Source organism: Microcystis sp. M53602_WE12 (assembly GCF_030065455.1).
Lineage (GTDB): Bacteria > Cyanobacteriota > Cyanobacteriia > Cyanobacteriales > Microcystaceae > Microcystis > Microcystis aeruginosa.
Genome location: NZ_JASJFB010000707.1, coordinates 1 through 1,759 on the forward strand (window position 1 = coordinate 1; position 1,759 = coordinate 1,759).

The 1,759-nt window shown below is 43.3% G+C and carries 2 protein-coding genes and 2 pseudogenes; 1 reads left to right on the forward strand and 3 read right to left on the reverse strand.

Annotated elements, in window-relative coordinates:
• Positions 1 to 216 precede the first annotated feature (216 nt).
• Both PX482_RS21990 and PX482_RS21995 read right to left on the reverse strand, forming a co-directional pair.
• On the reverse strand, positions 217 to 453 hold the full coding sequence (locus PX482_RS21990) for a NifU family protein (RefSeq protein ID WP_002779291.1): 237 nt from the start codon (positions 451 to 453) through the stop codon (positions 217 to 219).
• A gap of 224 nt (positions 454 to 677) precedes the next feature.
• On the reverse strand, positions 678 to 1,325 hold the full coding sequence (locus tag PX482_RS21995; protein ID WP_002758934.1) for a DUF3386 domain-containing protein: 648 nt from the start codon (positions 1,323 to 1,325) through the stop codon (positions 678 to 680).
• Between the two features lie 129 nt (positions 1,326 to 1,454).
• On the opposite strand from PX482_RS21995, the pseudogene PX482_RS22000 reads away from it, so the two are divergent.
• Positions 1,455 to 1,631 (forward strand): annotated as a pseudogene (locus tag PX482_RS22000) (formylglycine-generating enzyme family protein); the annotation flags it as partial.
• Here the strand turns inward: PX482_RS22000 and PX482_RS27870 are convergent.
• Positions 1,570 to 1,759, reverse strand: a pseudogene (locus PX482_RS27870) (hypothetical protein); the annotation flags it as partial. The pseudogenes PX482_RS22000 and PX482_RS27870 overlap by 62 nt on opposite strands.

Genomic DNA, 1,759 nt, shown 5'->3' on the forward strand with positions numbered 1-1,759 from the left:
AAATCCTTATCTGGTAAGAGACTTAATTGATTAGTTTGCTCTAGAGCAAAAACAATTGACAAAAATCGCTAAATGCCTTTCTATGTAAGGGTTCCATCCCTTATAACCCCCGTCCATTGCATAACACAAACCGAAGAGCCATATATAATTAATATTATGCCCGATCGCTAATTTAATTAGCAATCGGGCGGTGGTGAGAATTAATTAACCCAAGATTTAGAAAGCTTGTTCAACTTCGGCAATTTCGGGAATCACTTCCCGGAGACGACGTTCGATGCCCATTTTTAGGGTCATGGTGGAACTGGGACAGGAACCGCAAGCGCCTTGAAGACGCAGTTTGACGACCGGCCCGTCGATTTCGACTAATTCCACGTTACCACCATCCGCCATCAGGTAGGGGCGCATTTCATCTAAAACTTGTTCGACGTTATCGGGAGTCAGTGTTAAAGACATAATCAGCTTCTGGTCAGAGATTTATGAGAGTGTAAGTAAGTGGTTTCAATTAAATTGAAGATAGATATTGTCTTTGATCCCCCCTGCCCCCCTTGATAAGGGGGGATCCCCCCTTAATCCCCCCTTTGATAAGGGGGGTGCCGATAGGCGGGGGGATCCGACAATTTTTAACACCCACCTACTTAGTTACTTCGATCCTAACGCTTTTTGGGCGGGGATAACCCTTAAGATTCTAAAAGCTGCAGATTGATAAAAGTAAATTCTGTGGTGGATTTTTCGCCACCGACATCGATTGCGTTAATCACTTGACAGGAGGGTAAATAATAATTACCGATTTTTTCGTAGGTTTCCTTAAAGTCACGTTTTCCCTTTAATTCATCGGTTTTAGCATTGCGGAAAATGGCATTATAGCGAATAGAAATATAACCTTCTCCCGTATCGAGACTTTCCTCGGTATTAATAGTAAAAGCCATCGGTCCCATGACTCGACTGACTTGACAGATTTCCTGGCCGCGGACCTTATAATTAGACCCCATCGCATCGCCGGTGACAAGAATTTCTACCGCACCGGTGGGATCATCTTGCCCGAAATTAAACTGGTTTTTGCCGTGGGAAGCATCAAAATTGCCTCTTTTGCGGTGAGTAACGATGTCGCGCATTTGATTATAGATACTTTCTTGCACTTTCTCGTCATCAATGCCCGTTACTTCCACACTATAATCGGCATTAACTTGAATTTTGCCCGTATGGACTTCCTCCCCTTGGGTGAGGATAATATCGGCAGTGTAACCGGGAAATCCTTCATCCCAAGTGTAACGGTTTTCGTAGGCGGAGCGGAAAATATCTCGGGCGTTCGTCGTGGCTACAGTCATAATCGCTTTACTTGTGTTGATAACTCCATTTATATCATTGTCGCTGATTTTTTCGCCTCTGGCCGAGATTTCTAGCTGATCAAAAAATCGGGCTAAAATAGAAAAAACTCACCCTCAGCGACCAAGGCGATGGCAGAAGAAACGGCGAAAATCAAGCTTTATCGGAAAACCTATCAACTTCCCCAACTAAATCGCCCCGATTTATTGGTTTTGCAGGATCAGATTCAAGAAAGACAGCAACTGATTAAAACCGGAAAACGGGTTCGCAATACATGGTTAGGATTGAGGAAAAAAGGTTCTTCGTTACTTGGTATGGTTCGATAGGGGGCATAAATCGACTAAATCCTTATCTGGCAAGAGACTTAATTGATTAGTTCGCTCTAGAGCAAAAACAATTGACAAAAATCGCTAAATGCCTTTCTCTATAAGGGTTC

Coding starts and splice junctions, on each gene's coding strand:
- PX482_RS21995 (WP_002758934.1), bottom strand. CDS start 1,325: ATGACTGTAGCCACGACGAACGCCCGAGATATTTTCCGCTCCGCCTAC.
- PX482_RS21990 (WP_002779291.1), bottom strand. CDS start 453: ATGTCTTTAACACTGACTCCCGATAACGTCGAACAAGTTTTAGATGAA.